Raw genomic sequence first — 18,768 nt, forward strand, 5'->3', positions numbered from 1 at the left:
ATAAAGGCATATCATGGATTATTTACTGTTCTTGTCCTTCTTATCAGAAGAATCAACTTTGAAAGACTTTACAGATTGGTTCAGTTCTTCAGCCATCTGATTCAAATCCTGAGCGGATTTGGATAACTCTTGCATGGAAGATGTCTGTTCTTCAACAGATGCAGATGCTTCTTCAGTACTGGATGAAGATTCTTCAGCAATAGATGACACTTCTTCAACAGATGAGGTAACCTCTTCAACAGATGCAGATAATTCTTCAGCAGATGATGCAATATCCTGCACCATATTATCAGCTTCACTGGTTTTTCCGACGACATTTGACATGGAATTTACAGTTTCATCAAGCGCCTGTGAACCGTTTTCGATTTCCTGTGAACTATTTTCCATCGAACTTACAGCTTCGCCTGTGCTGTTTTGTATTTCCTGTATCAAATCACCGATTTGCTGGGCTGAATTGCTGGATTCTTCGGCAAGTTTACGGACTTCATCAGCAACGACAGCAAACCCACGACCCTGTTCACCGGCTCTTGCAGCTTCTATGGCTGCATTGAGAGCAAGGAGATTGGTCTGGTCTGCTATGTTTGTAATCATGCTGACAATCTCACCGATCTTTTTGGACTTATTATCTAACTCTCTGACAACTTCAGATGTTTGTTCAGAGGTTGTCTGGATGTTTTCCATTTTACTTTTGAGTTCTTTGGACTGTTCACCAACCTCATTCACCAGTTTATTGACTTCAGTAACAGTTTCAGAGGTTTTCTGTGCATTACTTGAAACATCCTGTATGCTCGTGGACATATCGTTCATGGTGCTTGATACTTCCTGTATCTTGGTGGACTGATTTTGAGCACCATTTGTAATCTCGGTTATCGTGTCAGAAATCTGGTTTGCAGAAGATGTCAATTGTTCTGATGAAGCAGATAGTTCTTCGGATGTAGAAGAAACCTGGGAAGCACTTTCTTTTATATTTTCTACGAGGTTTTTGAGGTTATCCTGCATCTCTTCTATAGTATCAGCAAATTCTTTAAGATCTCCTTTTGTATCTACATTTATCGATTGTGTAAGGTCACCATCTGCAATAGCTTCAGCAACTCTTTTGGTTTCATTAAGGGGTTCGACAATAGCATCAAGTGTGTTATTTATACCTTTAATGACATTTCTGAATCCCACAATATCGTAATTGTCAGGGTTGCCTCTTGTACTGAGTTTCCCATTAAGTGCGTCATCTACAAGTCCTTCTACTTCTGAAACTGCCTGGTTTTCCTCGGTAATATCGATGACATATTCCAGACCACCGACTATTTCACCTTTATTATCTTTAATAGGCGCCCCTGTGTAGCGTATAGGCAGCTCACCAGATGGCAGTTTAGCAACAGTATCATCTGTAAAAGTACCGTCTTTTTGCATTGCTTTGGCGACCTGACAGTTCTCGGTGTTGCAGTGTCCAGTGTTGAATAGATTGTAACACTTTTTACCCTCGCATTCTTCAGTTGTTTTGCCAACTGCCTCGGCACCTGCATTGTTCATGAATTGTACATTCATGTTTTTGTCAATAACCATCACGGGAGTAGGGACATTGTTCAAATATTCTGCTTTCTGTTTAGCTTCGTCAAGAGCTTTCTTTGTATCTGTAATATCAACCACGTATTCGACAGCACCATTGATATTACCATCAGAATCTTTCAAAGGAGCTCCAGTGTATTGAATTGGAATATGTTTACCTTTAGGGTCGCATATCGTTTCACCGGTTCCAACAGAACCTGTTCTCATTGCCTGGTCGCATCGACATTCACCAGTATTACAATGTGGAGTCTTAAAAAGTTCGTAGCACTTCTTGCCTATGCATTCCTCTTGACCCATGTCGAGGACTTCTGCACCCGATGAATTGAGAAATGTCACAGTAAACTCTTTATCAATCGTCATTATCGGTGTTGGCAGCAGTTCTATTATTTCAGCTTTTGACTCAGTGTCACTGACCTTTTTTGTGAGATTATCAAGCATCGAGTTAACTGAATGTGCTGTTTCCCGATCTACTCCGTTCTGGGTATCAAGCCTGGCATCAAGTTTTCCATCCTGTATATTGTTGGCGACCTTTACTACGTCCTGTTTTGTTTCATTATCATTTCCAAATAGATTGAACAATTTGGATTCCTCCGTGGTTTTTCCGTTGAATGGATTGATCATTTACGATTTTTTATTTAGTATCGACAATGACCAAAGCTTCATCATAATGATCATCCTCATTATTATGATTAACCTAAATATATTTAGAAGTTGATTATATAAAGGTTCTCAAAAGTTCTATCAGTGTTAACAGTGGAATATAATTAAAGATGTTAAATGTTAATCCACGTATTCATCTCGAAAGTAACGTATGTTACTTATATTATGAACATAAAAAATTATTTCATGTATGTTTATGTTCATATCAGTTTATAAATTGGACATGAATTATATTTATTTGTTCATAATTATATATCATCAAGAGATATAAAAACGGATTTATAATATCTCCCTCAAAAAACAGAAAAAACGGATAGCTCCATTGTTGGATGGGCTTACTCCTCTTGCCCATAAAACAAGTTGGATGGTTAAAAAACAGAAAAACGGAAACTTAAGACTACCCCCATAGTCTGATGTATATACCTTAAGAAGCAGGGTAAAACCCTGTTTTTCTACTTTTCTTGATTTGTAATTTCATTTATTAAAAATTAGAATGATATCCCGGTACATTAAGAAAAAAATGCTTAATCTGCTTTTTTGACAGTTATCCAGAACATAGAACCCTTACCCTCCGGGTTATCTTCAACACCAATATTACCGCCGTGAAGCTCCACTACATTCTTGACGATGGAAAGCCCTATGCCCTTACCCAGAGATTTTTCACCACTGCCTCTTTTGAATCTGTCGAACAAGCGTTCTTTTTCATCGTCCGGGATGCCGGGACCTGAATCTATTACCCGGATTTTCCAGTAATCATTATCATCAACTATATCTACAATTATTTCACTGTTTTCCGGACTGTATTTTATAGAATTGGATATTAGATTAGAGAATGCCTGTTCTATAATCGAATTTACATAAGCGTAATAACCGCCCTGATTTACAAAAACAATATTCATGTTTTTATCAGTCAACTTGTCCTGCAAACTATCGATAACATTTTCAATTATATGGCCCAAATCAAGATGCTCATACTCGATATGATCCATGCATTCAACTCGTGCAAGGTCGCCGGCTTTTTCAATCAAATCGATAGCCCGGTTATTGTTGTTTATAATCTTTTCAATAATCTCAAGTTTTTTAGGGTCGGTTTCATTTTTGTAGAGTATTTCTGCAAACCCTTTTGAAATGCCGACAGGATTTTTAAGGTCGTGTCTTAAGATGTCAGAAAACATCTCCCGTGTTTCATTTAATTTTTCCAGTTCAATTTCTGAGAGTTTTCTTTTCGTTATATTTAGATGGTATGCAAGTACTGGTCTGGGTTTTTCATCTTTAAGGGGAATAACCTTCATTATGTACCAGCGTCTCTTGTTCGGTGCATGGCAGGGGTATTCCAGTTCAAAATATTCTCTCTTGCCATGTATAACATTCCTTATGCCCTCCGCAGCAATTGGTGCTTCTTCTGAATTTTCACCGGTTGCCTCATCACATACTGTAAGATAATTTGTCTCCTCACTGCAGTGTTCTGGTGGCAGATCATTATCTCTTGCGAAATCTCTCCAGCTATCGTTTACATAAAGGATAGTGCCATCGGTATCAATAACTACAAAGTTGTCAGGTAGGTCTTTGATTATATTGTCTTTTAAATCAGGCAATTCAGGTTTGTATGTTATCTCATAATTCATTTCTATTAAATATTAACTCTGATTAATTATATTATATTGTTGGTATAAAATTAATTAATATGGTATAGTGATTAATTTACTTTACCTGTAACAATAATAATTAATCGTGTAAAATTTATAGAAGGAAATCATATATTTCTATTTATGTGGTATTATGGGGAGTGTGAATTTTCGAAAAAATATAACAAAAATATATTTAGTTGAACCAGCTAATGGGGAACTTTAAATATATGTGTAAAAGGTAAACAATCTAAAACAAACGACGACGGAATTCTGGCTACAGACTATTTTGGCAATAAACTGAAAGTCAAACCAGAAGTCAGTGATGCATCTGTATATATCAAATCACCGAAATCTAATTGGATATATATCGGCAGAAATATAGAACATGAATCCGGCTGTAACGAGCTGGGTACGCAAATTATACAGGACAAATTACCTGCTGAGACAGTATACGAATATAATACTTTCAGAAGGAAAACAAAGAAATTAACCTCTCTTGCGGTGATAGTTAAAGAAAAAGTTAGTGAAAGTGTAAATGAAATGATTAAAGTATGAATTAGCTCGTTTTATCTTTCAATTTTACTACTTATCAATATTTAAAGTGAAACAGCCAAGAAAAATATCGGTTTATTTTCATCTCATAGTACATTATTTTATTAGTTTTAAAGACTCATCGCAAGTTTGATGTATCAGTTACTATATAAATTAATATATATATAGGGGCTTCTATTTGCAAAATTACAGTGAACTATTAAGTACAACTGAATTATTAAATTCAGTTTTTGAATCCATAAAAGAAGGCGTTTGCCTTCATGAAATAATCTATGACTCTAATAATAATCCTGTGGATTACAGGATTATAGATACCAATCCTGCGTATGAATCTATTATCGGTTTGAAAAGAGAAGACGTTTCTGGAAAGAAAGCCTCAGATATTTATGGTACAATTGAACCACCATACCTGCATCTCTATGCAAAAACAGCAGAAACGGGTGAAAAAGCATACTTTGAAACATTTTTCCCTCCACTTAACAAACATTTCAGTATTTCAGTAATATCCCCTGGAAGAGGAATGTTTATCACAATATTTACCGACATCACGGGTCAGAAAAACATAGATAAAGAACTGGAAGCCATTTATGAAAACAGTCCTGTAGTGTCTATGGTAGTTGATTCTGATAGAAGAATTATTAAAATGAACAAAAGTGCCGAACAGTTCGCAGGAGCAATTTCTGATGAAGTTAAAGGAATGAAGGGTGGTGACGCTTTAAGGTGTCTACATTCACTGGACGATCCTGATGGCTGCGGGTTTGGACCACACTGTAAATAGTGCACTGTGAGGAAAACTGTTCTTGACACGTTGGAAACTGGTAAAAGCCACTACAATGTAGAAGCAAGTTTGCCGTTTATGATTGGTGGATGTATAAATCACCTTACCTTTCTCCTATCCACTTCACCCATCAAAGTTGAAAACGAGTCTAAAGTTTTAGTAAATTTCCTGGATATCAGCGAACGCAAAAAAGTTCAGGAAGATTTGCGAAAAGAAAAGAAGTTTTTTGAAAGAGTAGCAGAAACGAGTCCGATTTCTATAACGCATTTAGACAAATCCGGAAACATTATATATGCTAACCATACCGCTGAGAAAGTTCTGGGTTTGTCTAAAAATGATATTAATAGAAGAACTTATGATGATGTAAAATGGAAGATCACGGATTATGATGGAAATGATTTTCCACAGGATGAACTACCATTTGAACTGGTTAAAAAATATCATCAACCTGTATACGATGTTCAGCATGCGATTGAATGGAAAAACGGCAAAAGGATATATTTGTCTATAAATGCTGCACCTATATTTGATAAATATGGTAATTTTGACGGCATGATAGCAGCCATCGAAGATATAACAAAGCAGAAGAATACTGAATCCAACCTCGAACATGCTTTATATAATTCACATGAAAGAGAAAAAGAAATTAATGAACTTTTGAATGCAACCCGTACTATTCTGGAGGTAAATGATTTCAACACAGCAGCGAGGTACATCTTTGATTCATGTTCCAGACTTTTAGGAGCAAAAGCAGGATATGTATCCCTATTATCTGATACAGGAGATGAGAATGAAATTCTGTTTTTGGAGGATGGAGGAATGCCGTGTTCTGTTGATATTGATCTTCCAATTCCAGTAAGAGGTTTAAGTGCTGAAGTATCCCGTACTGGTGATGTGGTTTATGATAATGATTTCATGAACAGTAATAGGGTTAAATATATGCCGGAATGTCATATGAATTTGCCTAATGTCCTTATATCTCCATTAACTGTGGATGGAAAAACATTAGGTTTTATGGGGTTTGCCTATAAAGAAGGGGGATTTACGGATAATGATGCTCAACTTGCTAAAACGTTTGGTGAATACGCTGCAATAGCTTTGAAGAACAGCAAGGCGTTTCAAGCACTGGAGAAAAGCGAAGAGCGATATCGTTCTATATTTGAAACTGCTGCGAGTTTGATAACCTCTGTAGATGAAAACGGAACTATAGTTGATTGTAATAACCAGATAAAAAATATTCTCGGATATGAAAAGGAAGAGGTTATAGGTCAATCAATGACAAAAATAATTCATCCTGATTATGTTAACAAAAGTTTTGAAATACTCCATGAAATCCTCAACTACGGGTTTTCTTACAACAAAGAATACAAAATGGTCAGAAAAGACGGTGAACTTATTGATGTTCTTATAAATTCATCAGGTGTAGACAAAATCAACGGCAATTACAGCAGGACGATTTGTATAATCAATGACATCACCAAAAGTAAAGAATTTGAACATGAGTTGAAGAAAAGTGAGGAAAAGTTCAGGAAAGTTACAGAACAGGCTGCTGACGTTATCATAGCTTACGATTTTGACGGTAACATACTTTATGTAAACAACCTTGCCTGTGAAAAACTTGGATACACAAAAAATGAATTGTTGTCGATGAATATTACAGATATCGACCCTGAAAATAATATCGAAACCTACAGAAAATACTGGTATGGTCTGTCACAGAATAATTCTGTACATATAGAAACATCCCGCAAAAGGAAAGATGGAAGCGTCTATCCTGCAGAATTAAGGATGACCCTTATAGATTTAAACGGAAAACCCGTTATTCTGGGGTTCTCCCGAGATATGACTGTCCAGAAAGAAGCCGAAGAGAACCTGATTAATGCCAAACTCGAAGCAGAGGCGGCAAGTCAGGCAAAAAGCGATATACTGGCAAATGTTAACCATGAGCTCAGAACACCTCTCACTTCCATAATAGGGTTTTCTGATGTCCTGCTTAAAGGCAAAGCAGGTGACTTAAATGAAAGCCAGAAAATGTATTTGTCCAGGGTGCATAACAATGGTAAACACCTGCTTGACCTGATTACCGATATACTCGATTTATCAAAAATAGAATCCGGTAAATCCGGGCTTAATTATGAAAGAATATCCATCATCGAACTTGTTAACGATTTAAAAGAGTATATACAACCTTTTGTTTCTAACAAAGTTCTGATACTGCATAGCCGTGTTGATTCTGGTCTAAACTACATATACGCGGATTACATAAAAATCAAACAGATTTTATCCAATCTTTTGTATAATGCTGTAAAATTTACAGAGGAAGGGTCGATAACACTGGAAGTTAGCCAAAACGAGGATGACGTTCAGTTCTCAGTCATCGATACCGGTATAGGAATACCAAAAGGTAGTCATGAAGCTATATTTGATTCATTCAAACAGCTGGACTCCGGACCAGCCAGAAAATATCAGGGCACAGGACTTGGTCTTGCACTGGTTAACAAACTTGTGAATATGCATGGAGGACAAATATGGGTTGAAAGTGAAATTAAAAAGGGCAGCAGGTTTACTTTTACTATACCTGATAACAGATAATGTATTTTTTCTTGCAATTAATTTGATGTCAGGTACCTCTGTTTCTGGTAACCTGACAATTAACAACGTTTGTTGTCATGTTGGTTTTTTCTGTAAACTAACAGTTTTCAATCCTCTGTTTTTAGGATTTTATATCCTTGAGTTTGCACAAAAAGTTAACCAGTTGCCCAAAAAATGCTAAATTTATTTGTTGTTTTCGATTAGAAAAAAAGTTCCAGAATTATGCAAAGTTTTTTATTATCAAGTATTCTATTTAAAAATAAAAATTAGGTGATAAAATTGGATAAACGAAAACTAATCATTGGAGCAATACTGGTAATAACATTTATCTTTAGTATAAGTGCAACAACAGCAGATGATATAAATTCAATAGGTCAAAAAGCAACAAAAGGATTTGAAGGATTTGAAAATTTACCACATGGTAACCCTGAATATACCAGATCTTTAAGTGTAACTGATATTAACAACGATGGTATAAAGGATATCGTAGTCTATAAACACGGTGTGAACTATTTGTATGAAGGTACTGAGACAGGCAAGTTTGAAGGATATAAAATACACGATAATTCTGATCATACTAATTCATTGTCTGTGTGTGATATAAATAGAGATGGAAACAATGATATCATGGCCGGTAATGATGGAATAAATTACTGGTATGAAGGTGATGGAACCGGAGAGTTCACGAGAAATGTCGCAAGGAAGCCCACTGTTTTAACAGTGGGAGGAATTGCGACCGTCGGTATTTGTATTTTTGTTCAGGTTTAATCTGTCTAGTTGATAGGTATATCCATCAAATCTCTGCACAAGTTTGAAATATTTATGATTTATACCCTGTGCAATCTTTTTAGTACCATTTTTGATGTCGAAATATCCATTACTTCTGCATGCTACAGCACCTTTCCATGTGCCTTTATACTTCCCTTTCTCAACTATCGCTTTTATGATGTCTCCTGATTGAAAACCAAATATGTATTTGATTCTTGGTGCAGGTTTTCTCGGAAAACCGTATTTGTCCAGTTTACATCTTTTGTAGCTACCTCTACCTTTAGCATGTATATGCAGGACGCTGTTAGTTTTGAATCTGAGTTCATCCGGTGTGGATTCTCCTACACAGCATGCATCAAAGTGATGGTCTTTCGGCAGGTTCAGTTTTATCCTATTCATCTTGGTTAGAGCACCTGTACCGCATTCTATCGGTAGCCCTGTGTTTTTCAGTACATCAAGGACTTTATCTTTGGTAGCGTTGATTACAGCAGCATCTTTCATAGGCTTTTTAGCTTTCTCATACACTTCAGGATGACCGAATTCTTCAGCAGTCAGGTTACTTTTTCTCTGGTTACAATCATGGCATGCGATTGTCAGATTGGATACTCTATTAGAACCACCTCTGCTTCTCGGTACGATATGTTCTATTTCTAACTGTACATCCTGTTTACCGCAATAAGCACAGGTTCTCTGGAACTTTTCCAGCAGATATTCCCTGACATTGTAGCCCTGCAAAGTTCCTTGCTGGTATTCAACACCTTTGATTTCAGGGTTCTGCATCAGTTGAGTATCAAAGTTAACATTTTCATAAGACAAACAGTTGATTGGAACCAGTTCTCTCAATCTTGTTATCCATGTCTGGATATTATCAACTCTGCTCTGTAGAGACGGCGGAAGCCATCCTTCAGGTTTTTTCCTGTTATCAAATCTGGGTTTCCTGTATCTCAGGTTTTGTGATCTTCTTCTGCGTCTGAAATTCCTCCTATCGTCTAATTTCTTTTTAATATCAGTTCTGTGATGGACTTGATCCAACCAGATTACATCTTTGTTGTTCTTCAGTATGGCTAATCCAGTGTATCTTGAGCCATAATCTATCTTTAGTCTGAAATCATCTTTTACGTCATCAGATTTCAGTTCTTTCAGTCTTATTGTAAATGGATACTTTTTGTGTATAGTAGCCTTTCCAGCTTTCAGCAGAATTCTAGCTTTGGCTGGATGGCACGGTGTTAAAGGTTTTTTATTTTTGTTCAATACGAATACCATGGATATTACTCCTTTCTCTGCTTGATGCAGGTTACGCGGCTTATCAGCCGTCTCCCTTCGACAAAGTTATCCCGGTTTGTTATGCATGCACACTGTCCCTACCTCTAAGGACTGTTTAATGCTATGCGATAGACCAACGGACTAAGGAAGCATCCGAGGGTATCATAGCCGGGATAACGTAGTTCCCTTTTGGTTGAGGGAACTCAGTCTGGTCAATCAGGGCTTGCCTCATCGACAAGCCCACCTCTTTAGAGGTGGGTTATTGACTTTACATGAGATACACAGGAACACAAAAACACACTTTCAATAACAACAGCAGACATTAATAATGATGGTAATCTAGATTTTGTTTCTGGTAACAAGGGTCAAAAAAATTATTGGTATGAAGGTAATGGCAAAGGAAATTTTACTGCTCATGTCGTGCACGAGAATACTAAAAATACGTACTCCGTAAGAATTGAAGATATCGATAATTATGGAAATCTGGATATTGTAACTGGTAACAACGGAGATAAAAACTACTGGTATGAAAACAATGGCGAAGGAAATTTCATCGCTCATGAAATAAATGGGAATGCCACAAATACGATTGATATAATTATTTCTGATTTTAATAAAGAAAATAATCTGGTTTTTATAACCATAAATAAACATCATGCATTTAAAATATATTTTGTTGACGAAACTGGTAAATTCAATTCTTATATGAGGATTAGCCCTCAATTTGCAAATAACGATGAAGTTTCAAGTTTTGATGATAGTAGTTCAGCTTCTCAGACACATTTCCAATACGAAGTAGCAATGGAAGATGTGATGTCGGAAAGAATGGAAAAGATGGAACAAGTTGTTCAACGAGCATCTCAAAAGGCTGATGAACAAGAACGATGTGATAAGGAATTTATTCAAGATCTTCTACAATCAGTAAAACAAATTTTGCAAGCTCACTTTAAGGCATTGGAAACAGTTAGTAACATGGGTTAATAGAACAAAGTAGACAAAAAGTAATCATTGCTAACTACAATCTCTATTAATAATTTCAATTCTACCGGTTATCGGGATTTGTTTTATATATAATAATTTAACAATTTAAAAATAATGAACAATAAACAGATACCAGAGTTTATTTGCAAAATATTTTTAATGATTCTGTTGTTGGTGGCGTTCAGTACTGTATCAGCTGGATATGAATCCAGTAATGCAAAAATATCTAATATTTATTCAGATATAAATTCCTGTGATGTTACAATAAAATCAGAGACAACAATCCAGAACCTTATTCTTAGCTTGCAGTTATTCGATGATGGCAACTTTGTTGATGAAAAACGACTGTTTATCGATGAACTGGAACCTGAATCAAAGAATATAAGGGTTGTATCATGGGATATTAAAAATCCTGATGAAAGTTCTTATAAAGTTTCTGCCCGATTAATACAAAATAGTTCAATAGTCGATTCTAAAAACCACAGTTTCCATTTCGGCAGTCCTGCGATACCAAGAATTACGGTAGATGATGTTGTATCAGATTCAAATGGATTGAATCTGATAGTTAACCCGAGAGAGTCTGTAATAGCAGATATAGAATATATGCTTGTCAATGGTTCTGAAGTTATCTATACAGCAGAAGATATGAAGGTCAGTATACACAGCCGATCGGTTGAATTAAGAAAAAGATGGGGAGTAATTCTTAAAAATAACAGAGTGTATCATGGGCGTTTGAAAATCAACCTCCATACACCTGTCAATGATGTTCATGCATTTATGACTTCATTTACTGCAAAAGATAATGCAGTTATAACTGATATTTACAAAGATGAAGTTGGTTCAAGTGTTACTATCGCAGGAAAGTCACAGGTACCATTTAGCGGATATTTGGAATTCAGAGTTTTAAAAAACAAAAGCGGCTCTGTAAAAGTTGTAGAGTCTGCAGTAAAAAAGTCACCGGTTCTCCTTGATGGAGAAGATGAAACTGTAGAGGTTATTTGGAACAATACTTTGCCTAAAGGGATTTATAAATTAACAGTTGAATTAGTGGGTAATGATGGAGATTTGATTGATAAAAAAGAGACAATAATAGAATCTGATTACAGACAAACCTCTGATAAAAAGGATGAAGAAAAAGAGGCAGGAAAGCCGGTACCTGGATTTCTGATTTTTGATTCTTTAATGATTTTTACCACAATTGCTGTAATGTATTGGATACGTAAATAATCTGGTGGGCGGTATGCATTATGAACTTTTCATTGCTATTAAATACATAACCAGCAGGAAACGCCAAACATTTCTTTCTGTAGGAGCAATCGGGATTGCAGTAATGATGATTGTAATCTCACAGGGGTTTATGGCAGGATTTACTGAAGAACTCTATGATACAACAGTGGATGAATTGGCACATGTAACCATATCGCCTGAGGATGGGAACAATTATATTCATCTTTACAAGAATCTTATAAATAGTGTCGGCAAAATTGAGGGTGTAACAGGTGTTTCACCATATCTTACAGGAGAAGCAATTGTTAAACATAAAGATGACACACAGAATGTAATTTTAAAAGGAATTGTTCCTGAACGTGAAACAGAGGTCTCACAGATTAACAGAGACATAATAAAAGGAAATTTTTCTGAACTAAAATACACTAAAAACAGTATTGTTGTGGGTGATGACCTTTTACCCGAAATAAATGCAAAGATTGGGGATGTTGTAGATGCATCATTTCCGGATGCAAACCCAGTATCGTTAAAGATAGTGGGTGTTTATGATACAGGCAGTGATGATGACCGAGATTTGATCTATACATCGTTAAAAACCGCTCAAGATTTTTATGGAACCTCAGATGTTGTTAATGGTGTATCTTTAAGAATCAGAAATGTCAACAATGACAGAAAAATTGCAGATAATATACAGAAGATGGGTTATGAGGCATCAGGATGGACTGAAACCAATCCAGAAATTTTGAGAACCATAGCTATAGAAACCATGTCCAACAATATCATGCTGGGGTTAATTGTTATTATTGCTTCATTTGGTGTTGTGAGCAACCTCAATATGACGGTTCTTGAAAAGAAAAAAGAAATCGGAATTTTTAGAGCAATGGGTATGGGCAAATCAAATATACGTCTTATTTTTATTCTTGAAAGCGGTATATTGGGGCTGATAGGAGCAGTAACAGGTACAATATTTGGTATAATTATAGCCCTATCAATCGGTAATTATCCAATACCTGCCGGTTTATATGGAGGTCTTACATCAATACCGGTTGTGGTAAGACCACTGGATGTTACTATTACCGTTACGGCTGTTTTCCTGCTGAATCTTATAGCAGGAGTATATCCAGCTCATAAAGCAGCAAGTCTAAATCCTGTGGAAGCTATATCAGGGTGATGGCTCAGGCATTTTCAATTGCATCAACAGGGTCAAGTTTTGCGGCACGGTTTGCGGGATACACACCTGCGATTATATTGATAATAAATGCAAAAACTGTAGCATATACAAAATTCATTATTTCTATGTTTACAGGTAGTGTAGTTAGACCTAGATAAACTTCGCTTGGTATCTGGATGCTGTATGCATCTATCAAAGCAGCCAACAGGTATCCCAAAATACAACCCGAAAGTACGCCTGCTGTGCCAAGTATTGTAGATTCGGATATAAAAATCAGGAGGATACTTGAACGGGTGGCACCCATTGCTTTTAACATGCCGATTTCTCTTTTCTTCTCCATGACGACTGTTATTAGTGTGTTCGCTATACCGAATCCTGCGGTAATATATATCAGCGTGTATAGTATCCATGAGAATACCAGTTGTGTGTTCAGCAGTTCAAGGATTTCAGCATTTGATTCCAACCAGCTTTCAGCCTCATATGCAGAATTATCCTCTATGTAAAAAGCGATGTTATCAGCCTGATATATATCCTGAACACGTACACCTATCCCTGTTACTACATCGTTTTCATCGGAAAAATCCTGTACATCATCCAGTTTTGAATAAGCGAGTGTTTCATCTTTAGGCGTTCCAGTATCCATTATTCCTACGACTTTGAAAGAAACAGAACCAGAAACTGGAGATGAAGCATCAACCCGTTCACCAAGGTCTACTTCAAGGTTTTCTGCCAGTTTGTCACCAAGAATTATTCCATTACGGATAGTGGATAAATCTGTAAAACTGCCTTTAATGATATCATCATCTACATGCATAACATTCATTTCTGCATCAGGATTTACACCTTTAAGTTTAACTCCGTGAGAATTGTCTTTATAATCAAGAGCGACCTGTTTTTCAAAATAAGGTGATGTAGCCACAACACCCTCATGCTGTTTTATAATCTTATCGAGATGCCGGTAAAGATGTATAAACTCATCATCGCTTTCTGGATTAACGATTATATGTGGCGAATTTTCGGTTGTGCTGTCAATGAGTTCTATCCTGAAACCTGAAACCATTGACATCAGGACAACTATCATAGCAATTGCCAGTGCTACAGAAAGCACAGAAAATATTGAATGTCGCCTTCGTGAACTTATGTGTCGAAATGCAATGGCGAATTCATACATGGATATCTGTTTGTTTTTGTATGATATATTTTTAACTCTGTTATTGTTTTTTACGAGTTGACAATTTTTCCATCAATTAATCTTTCTATACGGTCGGTTTTTTTAGCCATATTTTCGTCATGTGTAACGAGTATGAACGTTTGACCGCGTTCACGGTTAAGTTTTCTCAGAAGTTCATATATTCTGTCACTTGTTTTTGTATCAAGGTTTCCGGTAGGTTCATCACCTATAACAATTGTCGGGTTATTTACCAGCGCTCTTGCAACCGATACACGTTGGTTTTGACCCCCTGAAAGTTCACCGGGTTTGTGGTACATGCGATCTTCAAGTCCAACTTCCTTAAGCATATTCTGTGCAGATTCTTTTGCCTCATTTTTACTGTAACCCGATATAAGGAGAGGTATCATAACATTTTCAAGAGCTGTAAAATCAGGTAATAAGTTGTGATACTGGAAAATAAAACCCAGCATTTTATTTCTAGCTTTGGAACGTTCTTTGTCAGACATACTGGTTATATTTTTATTATCTATTATTATTGAACCTTGAGTAGGTGTATCCAAAATACCTAGAATATGCAAAAGTGTACTCTTACCCGAGCCTGAAGGGCCCACGATTGCCATAAATTCACCATGTTTTATAGTAAGATTAACACCATCCAGAGCTTTTACTTCTGTACCATCAGAATATATTTTGTTCAAGTTTTTTATTTCTATAAGGTACTGGTTGTACATGAACAAATTTCTAACAGTACACTGGATTTAAAAGTAATTAATTCCTAATGGTTAACAAAAATGAAACTGGTAAAATCTATTACATAGGAATGTATGAAAATGGCACCATGTTTGGTACTCTCATGGAAGAAGTAGTTAAAGAAAGAGGTACTTATAAGAAGGAGGTAAAGATTACATACTCATGGAGTTTAAAGTCGGTTCAAAATAAATGCTGCCAGGTATTAATACAGGGATACTCGGGATGACAGAAGGAGAAAACAAAACCCTTACTCTACCGCCTGATGTTGTATATGGAAAATACCGTGAAAGTAGGGTGCAGTCACTGACAATAGAACAATTCAAGAACTCCACTAAAACCATACCTATAGTCTGGAAAACTATTTGAGTATAAACTCTACTGACCAATTCCTGTAATAAATTCTAATTAGAGACCAATCTATGAATTATTGCAATGGCAACAATCCATTGAATCTATCCTTTTAAACAAATAGGAAATAATGACAATATCACCGTACTTAACCACTGTGAAAAGTTTTTAGAGAAAAGCTTCCAGTCGATGAAATGACCGATATACTGTCAATGTTGCTTGAAGATGAAATGACATAATTAGATGATTTTTTCAGCGAAGAAGATTAAAAATATTATACATAAAATAGCCGAGATTGGCGGTTGTGAAGAGGGCAATAATATCTTTATCCTTTTTTCAGTCAATTCTGTTTTCTTGGAATTATAAATGTAAATCTACTTCCTTTACCAGGTTCACTTTCAACCCATATATTCCCACTGTGCATTTCCACCAGTTTTTTGACAAGAGTTAAACCAAGACCAGCTCCTCCAAACTTTCGAGTAGTACCAGAATCCGCTTGTTTAAATGATTCAAATATTTCGTCCTGTTTTTCTTCAGGAATTCCGATACCGGTATCAACAACAAGAACTGGTGATTATATTCTGTCTGATTAATTTCGATAGTAACTGAACCTTCAGATGTAAACTTTATGCTATTGTATAAAAGATTGTGAAGTATCTGTCTAAGTTTCACCTTGTCTGCATAGATATAGTTTGTATCCAAGTTAATATCTGTATCCAAAGTTAAACCCTTTTCAAAAGCAAAAGAAGATAATTCTGTTTTTAAATCTTCAATGAATTCAGGTATTGATATTTTTTTCATTATCTAGAAGGACTATCCATGCGCCAGTAAATACTTTTGATTGGGTTAATGTTTCACAGGTTTTTTGTATAAGACGGTCTGTATTTTTCTCTTATAATAATCTGGTTAACATCAATGATTGCCTTCATAACTCGGTTCAGCTTTTTAGACTCGTCCATGGCGTTTGCTATAGTTATACCAAACAGAATAAAAATTGGAAAAATCAGTACATAGATTAAAAGATTGTAGGAAGAATAGGTAGCGTCAGGTTCGATGTAATCGATAATACCCTCAATAATTAATATAAGTAGACCAAGTCTTAATGTTATAGATATAATTAATTTCTTGCTGTAAAAGTATTTCAAAAATTGCATGGATTAAGTTATTCCCCTACCTTTATTAACTGTGAGCATAAATATTTGTTTTTAGACATATAAATATATTCAGGATAAAATGAAAAGACTTTACCTTATTGGTGATTGAAAACGATTATTGTGTGCAAGGATATTGTAGACAATTAATAATAATATATTGGGCATTGGTATCCAAATAGTGTTATATACTATAACCGCCAATATATCTATGTGAACTGTCCTAAGTGTAATAGTTTTAATCATAAAAAGAATGGTAAAGTCAATGGCCGCCAACGTTACAAATGCCATGACTGCGGATATAACTTTTCAGTAGAACTTAAATCCACTGCTTTTCCTCAATCTGTTAAACGACAGGCATTGCAGCTATATCTTGAAGGATTGGGGTTTCGGTCGATAGGACGTTTTTTAGGTGTAAGTCACGTATCTGTTCAAAAGTGGATAAAGAAATTTGGACAGGAATTAGAGGACCTGAAAAGCGAAAATGAGATGGATATTGTTGAATTGGATGAACTGCATACATACATCGCAAATAAAAAAAATATTGCTGGATCTGGATTGCTGTTGATAGAGTTGGGAAAAAATTCATCAACTGCTCGTTTGGCAGTAGAGGAACAGAAACGGGAATGAAACTTTGGGATAAACTAAAGGGAATTGACATCAGGCAAGGAATGACGGATTACTGGAAAGCATACGCTGAGTTCATTCCAGGTGATATTCATATAAAATCAAAATCAGAAACATTCACAGTAGAAGGATATAACAGCATATTTAGACACTTTCTGGCAAGGTTGCGGAGAAAAACAAAGTGTTATACTAAGAGTCTTGAAATGTTAAAATATTCTATACTTCTATTGATGAAGTACAGAAATAATGAATTAACTATGATTGATTAACAATGCCATATATTGAAATCTGCAGGATAAAAAAAGTCTTAATAGGGGGTTAAAAAGTGGGGGGAATATCCTGCAGACACTGTATATAATTATGTTTTCTTGGTTTAAATAATTATCATCTGTTATTATTTTAGAAACATTGTTCTGAAACTAAATTACGTTTAATAATTGATGTGTCAAGTCCTATATCGTATATTTTTGAATACTTGATATATTATTTTCAATCCTGTTAATCTAAAGATATATTCTTAATGCAGTTTCTTAACTTTTTATATACAATTGTGCTAAAAATATTAAATGTAATATAACAGGGGGAGTAAATAATATGGCAGTACATACACCAATAATGGATAGTTTATACAACGCTGCAAGCCAATTTATCGAGTTTATCCCGATGCTTGTAGCAATTATTGTCCTTTTGATAGTAGGAAAATACACCGGTAAAGGATTGGGTAAACTTGGGTCAAAGATACTGGATAAGATTGGTCTGGACAATTTACTGGACAAAACCGTAGTCGGAAAAATGATTAAAAATTCGGCCATGACAACGGTTGGATTTTTTGATGCTGTTATACGATGGTTTGTATATCTCATATTTGCAGTAATAATTGTAGATATGCTGAATATACAGATAGTCAGTGATTTCATAACCGATGTGATTGCATTTCTACCACTGATTGCTTCTGCTGCAATAGTGATTGTTATTGGTTTCATTGTAATAGACTTCCTTGCAGATGTTGTAAAAAAAGCTTTGAGTGCTGCAGGACTTGATGATAAAATCGCTGAAAGTTCTATAGGAAGTTCAATGAAAGAAAGTGGTACCAGTGCATCTGGACTTATATCTGGATTCGTAAAACTGTTTGGTTACCTGCTGTTTTTAGCAGCTGCACTTAATATCCTTCAATTGGATATTATCGCAAATCTCATTGGACAGATGGTAGAATATGTTCCAAACCTTGCAGCCGGTATCTTGATACTGCTTGCAGGTATTCTAGCATTGGGAATGTTTGAGAAATATCTGGATGGTTTCCTGAAAGGGATGAATGTAGGGAGTGCAGATGTTCTGCTTCCTCTACTTAAAGGAGTGCTATTCCTTCTTGTAATATTCATAGCCCTTGACACCATGCTTGTCAATATCGGTGTATTCAATTTCGTTATACAACCGCTTGCATGGGGTATCGCAATAATAATTGCGTTTAGGTTTGGCATCAAAGATGCAATCGTGGCTTACGCCAAAGAGAAGAGAGAATAAATTCTCTCTTCCAAACC

At 35.7% G+C, this 18,768-nt stretch carries 18 protein-coding genes; 10 read left to right on the top strand and 8 right to left on the bottom strand.

The genetic code is table 11. From position 1 onward, the window contains the following. Positions 1-18: 18 nt before the first annotated feature. Together METEV_RS01865 and METEV_RS01870 are read right to left on the bottom strand one after the other, a co-directional pair. A complete protein-coding gene (locus METEV_RS01865) occupies positions 19-2,142 on the bottom strand; it encodes a methyl-accepting chemotaxis protein (RefSeq protein ID WP_013193863.1) in 2,124 nt (707 codons plus the stop codon). A 605-nt stretch (positions 2,143-2,747) separates the two neighbouring features. Then, complete coding sequence (locus METEV_RS01870; RefSeq protein ID WP_013193864.1) at positions 2,748-3,848, bottom strand: sensor histidine kinase; 1,101 nt, start codon at positions 3,846-3,848, stop codon at positions 2,748-2,750. A 733-nt stretch (positions 3,849-4,581) separates the two neighbouring features. Between METEV_RS01870 and METEV_RS01875 the strand changes: the two genes are divergently transcribed. From METEV_RS01875 to METEV_RS01885, 3 genes are all read left to right on the top strand, one after another. Further along, positions 4,582-5,181, top strand: a complete 600-nt coding sequence (locus METEV_RS01875) for a PAS domain-containing protein (protein WP_013193865.1) — start codon at positions 4,582-4,584, stop codon at positions 5,179-5,181. A 6-nt stretch (positions 5,182-5,187) separates the two neighbouring features. Further along, positions 5,188-7,773 carry a PAS domain S-box protein gene (locus METEV_RS01880; RefSeq protein WP_157197254.1) on the top strand — a complete coding sequence of 862 codons (2,586 nt, stop codon included), beginning with the start codon at positions 5,188-5,190 and terminating at the stop codon, positions 7,771-7,773. Between the two features lie 279 nt (positions 7,774-8,052). Beyond that, the gene (locus tag METEV_RS01885) at positions 8,053-8,541 is read left to right on the top strand and encodes an FG-GAP repeat domain-containing protein (protein WP_013193867.1); all 489 of its coding nucleotides are present in this window, start codon (positions 8,053-8,055) and stop codon (positions 8,539-8,541) included. On the opposite strand, the gene iscB is transcribed toward METEV_RS01885, so the two are convergent. Then, positions 8,488-9,804, bottom strand: coding sequence for an RNA-guided endonuclease IscB (gene iscB, locus METEV_RS01890; protein WP_013193868.1), 1,317 nt, complete (start codon positions 9,802-9,804; stop codon positions 8,488-8,490). The genes METEV_RS01885 and iscB overlap by 54 nt on opposite strands. Positions 9,805-10,125: 321 nt before the next feature. On the opposite strand from iscB, the gene METEV_RS01895 reads away from it, so the two are divergent. The 3 genes from METEV_RS01895 to METEV_RS01905 all read left to right on the top strand — a co-directional run bounded on the left by METEV_RS01895 (position 10,126) and on the right by METEV_RS01905 (position 13,183). Then, positions 10,126-10,785, top strand: a complete 660-nt coding sequence (locus METEV_RS01895; protein ID WP_232216897.1) for an FG-GAP repeat domain-containing protein — start codon at positions 10,126-10,128, stop codon at positions 10,783-10,785. A 159-nt stretch (positions 10,786-10,944) separates the two neighbouring features. Beyond that, positions 10,945-12,012 carry a hypothetical protein gene (locus METEV_RS01900; RefSeq protein WP_049890869.1) on the top strand — a complete coding sequence of 356 codons (1,068 nt, stop codon included), beginning with the start codon at positions 10,945-10,947 and terminating at the stop codon, positions 12,010-12,012. Positions 12,013-12,025: 13 nt separating this feature from the next. Further along, a complete protein-coding gene (locus METEV_RS01905) occupies positions 12,026-13,183 on the top strand; it encodes an ABC transporter permease (RefSeq protein ID WP_013193870.1) in 1,158 nt (385 codons plus the stop codon). Positions 13,184-13,187: 4 nt separating this feature from the next. Here METEV_RS01905 and METEV_RS01910 read toward each other — a convergent pair whose 3' ends face one another. Then, positions 13,188-14,354 carry an ABC transporter permease gene (locus METEV_RS01910; RefSeq protein WP_013193871.1) on the bottom strand — a complete coding sequence of 389 codons (1,167 nt, stop codon included), beginning with the start codon at positions 14,352-14,354 and terminating at the stop codon, positions 13,188-13,190. A 50-nt stretch (positions 14,355-14,404) separates the two neighbouring features. Next, complete coding sequence (locus METEV_RS01915; RefSeq protein ID WP_013193872.1) at positions 14,405-15,085, bottom strand: ABC transporter ATP-binding protein; 681 nt, start codon at positions 15,083-15,085, stop codon at positions 14,405-14,407. 47 nt (positions 15,086-15,132) lie between these two features. On the opposite strand from METEV_RS01915, the gene METEV_RS12495 reads away from it, so the two are divergent. Together METEV_RS12495 and METEV_RS12215 are read left to right on the top strand one after the other, a co-directional pair. Next, on the top strand, positions 15,133-15,330 hold the full coding sequence (locus METEV_RS12495) for a hypothetical protein (RefSeq protein WP_049890871.1): 198 nt from the start codon (positions 15,133-15,135) through the stop codon (positions 15,328-15,330). Beyond that, the gene (locus METEV_RS12215; protein ID WP_198008153.1) at positions 15,327-15,470 is read left to right on the top strand and encodes a peptidylprolyl isomerase; all 144 of its coding nucleotides are present in this window, start codon (positions 15,327-15,329) and stop codon (positions 15,468-15,470) included. Before METEV_RS12495 ends, METEV_RS12215 begins: the two co-directional genes overlap by 4 nt. A 322-nt stretch (positions 15,471-15,792) precedes the next feature. Here the strand turns inward: METEV_RS12215 and METEV_RS12955 are convergent, their stop codons facing one another. From METEV_RS12955 to METEV_RS01930, 3 genes are read right to left on the bottom strand one after another with little or no spacing between them, the layout of a single operon-like run. Further along, on the bottom strand, positions 15,793-15,999 hold the full coding sequence (locus tag METEV_RS12955) for an ATP-binding protein (protein ID WP_083810094.1): 207 nt from the start codon (positions 15,997-15,999) through the stop codon (positions 15,793-15,795). Next, a complete protein-coding gene (locus METEV_RS01925; protein WP_049890872.1) occupies positions 15,900-16,253 on the bottom strand; it encodes a sensor histidine kinase in 354 nt (117 codons plus the stop codon). Before METEV_RS01925 ends, METEV_RS12955 begins: the two co-directional genes overlap by 100 nt. Positions 16,254-16,306: 53 nt before the next feature. After that, the gene (locus tag METEV_RS01930; RefSeq protein ID WP_013193873.1) at positions 16,307-16,606 is read right to left on the bottom strand and encodes a hypothetical protein; all 300 of its coding nucleotides are present in this window, start codon (positions 16,604-16,606) and stop codon (positions 16,307-16,309) included. 210 nt (positions 16,607-16,816) lie between these two features. Between METEV_RS01930 and METEV_RS11930 the strand changes: the two genes are divergently transcribed. Together METEV_RS11930 and METEV_RS01945 are read left to right on the top strand one after the other, a co-directional pair. Beyond that, a protein-coding gene (locus tag METEV_RS11930) for an IS1 family transposase (RefSeq protein ID WP_157197256.1) occupies positions 16,817-17,499 on the top strand; the annotation gives its coding sequence in 2 pieces (ribosomal slippage) (positions 16,817-17,137 and positions 17,140-17,499; 681 coding nt in all). 325 nt (positions 17,500-17,824) lie between these two features. Further along, positions 17,825-18,751 carry a mechanosensitive ion channel family protein gene (locus tag METEV_RS01945; RefSeq protein WP_013193876.1) on the top strand — a complete coding sequence of 309 codons (927 nt, stop codon included), beginning with the start codon at positions 17,825-17,827 and terminating at the stop codon, positions 18,749-18,751. Positions 18,752-18,768: the final 17 nt, after the last annotated feature.

Origin of the sequence: Methanohalobium evestigatum Z-7303, from assembly GCF_000196655.1 — an archaeon.
In the GTDB taxonomy this organism is placed as follows: Archaea; Halobacteriota; Methanosarcinia; order Methanosarcinales; family Methanosarcinaceae; genus Methanohalobium; species Methanohalobium evestigatum.

Bases quoted from the DNA above. Each gene is read 5' to 3' on its own strand.
- METEV_RS01900 (WP_049890869.1), top strand. From the start codon at position 10,945: ATGATTCTGTTGTTGGTGGCGTTCAGTACTGTATCAGCTGGATATGAA.
- METEV_RS01915 (WP_013193872.1), bottom strand. From the start codon at position 15,085: ATGTACAACCAGTACCTTATAGAAATAAAAAACTTGAACAAAATATAT.
- METEV_RS01905 (WP_013193870.1), top strand. From the start codon at position 12,026: ATGCATTATGAACTTTTCATTGCTATTAAATACATAACCAGCAGGAAA.
- METEV_RS01945 (WP_013193876.1), top strand. From the start codon at position 17,825: ATGGCAGTACATACACCAATAATGGATAGTTTATACAACGCTGCAAGC.
- METEV_RS01925 (WP_049890872.1), bottom strand. From the start codon at position 16,253: ATGAAAAAAATATCAATACCTGAATTCATTGAAGATTTAAAAACAGAA.
- iscB (WP_013193868.1), bottom strand. From the start codon at position 9,804: ATGGTATTCGTATTGAACAAAAATAAAAAACCTTTAACACCGTGCCAT.
- METEV_RS12215 (WP_198008153.1), top strand. From the start codon at position 15,327: ATGACAGAAGGAGAAAACAAAACCCTTACTCTACCGCCTGATGTTGTA.
- METEV_RS01910 (WP_013193871.1), bottom strand. From the start codon at position 14,354: ATGTATGAATTCGCCATTGCATTTCGACACATAAGTTCACGAAGGCGA.
- METEV_RS01930 (WP_013193873.1), bottom strand. From the start codon at position 16,606: ATGCAATTTTTGAAATACTTTTACAGCAAGAAATTAATTATATCTATA.
- METEV_RS01870 (WP_013193864.1), bottom strand. From the start codon at position 3,848: ATGAATTATGAGATAACATACAAACCTGAATTGCCTGATTTAAAAGAC.
- METEV_RS12495 (WP_049890871.1), top strand. From the start codon at position 15,133: ATGGTTAACAAAAATGAAACTGGTAAAATCTATTACATAGGAATGTAT.